A 1,034-nucleotide genomic window follows, 5' to 3' on the forward strand; every position below is an offset into this window, starting at 1 on the left:
GTTGGCAACCATAAAAATAAAGACAGTACACTATGGAAAATGAGATTAAAATAGGAAAGAAAATATTTATACGAAATGCTGGGAAAGATGAATACTGGCTTCAAGATATTATCTACGAAAATCCAAAGATTTTAGGACTTGGAGACTTGGTTGCTGTTAATAAAGAGAAAAAACAATCAAGTGGCGGCAGACTTGATATTCTTCTGAAAGAACCGACTGAAAATTTAATGTATGAAGTTGAAGTTATGCTTGGCGAAACTGACCCTTCTCACATAATTCGTTCAATAGAATACTGGGACAATGAAAAAAGAAAATATCCACAAAGACAACATTTCTGCGTATTAATCGCGGAGTCTTTTGACAGAAGATATTTTAATGTAATTCAATTAATGAGTTTAAATATTCCAATGATTGCAATACAAGCAGATTTATTGGAAGTAAATGGAGAGAGAATATTAAATTTTTCAAAAATCATTGATATTTATATTGAGCCAGAAGAAGATGAAGAAGATTTAAAGCAAGTAAATGAATCAACTTGGAATAATGATTCCCCTTGGACAAATTCAAATGCAAAAGAATTGTTTAATTCATTAAAAGAAAAACACGACAGAATCAATTTGCGTTACACCCAAAGTTATATTAGTATAAATATTGACGGAAGAAATGCCTATTGGTTTTGCAAAAGAATGAAACCGACTTCGGCACTTTTCTTTTCAGTAAAAGATGACGAAAAAGTTGAAGCAATAAAGAAGAAACTGGAAGAAAAAGATATTGGATTTACATACAATCGATACAAAGAATTTATGCTCAATGTGGACATCAAATCATTAAAGAAAAACCTTGAATTAATTAACGAAGTTCATACAATTAGAAACCGAAAAGTAGTTGATGATGAATAAATTACGGTTGCCAACAAAAAATATAGTGCATTTGGCAGATAGTGCTAATAATGAAGATAATAGTAATAAATAAACATAGTGGTAAGTTGAAAGATTGGAGCGTTGAAATGCCAAACGCACCATATTCAAAACGTT

At 30.7% G+C, this 1,034-nt stretch carries 1 protein-coding gene; it reads left to right on the top strand.

Going from position 1 to position 1,034, the window contains the following annotated elements; genetic code table 11:
• Positions 1-32: 32 nt before the first annotated feature.
• On the top strand, positions 33-899 hold the full coding sequence (locus HNS40_RS22420; protein ID WP_172284940.1) for a hypothetical protein: 867 nt from the start codon (positions 33-35) through the stop codon (positions 897-899).
• The last annotated feature ends 135 nt before the right edge of the window (positions 900-1,034 follow it).

It is taken from the genome of Lentimicrobium sp. S6 (assembly GCF_013166635.1).
Classification (GTDB): domain Bacteria; phylum Bacteroidota; class Bacteroidia; order Bacteroidales; family UBA12170; genus UBA12170.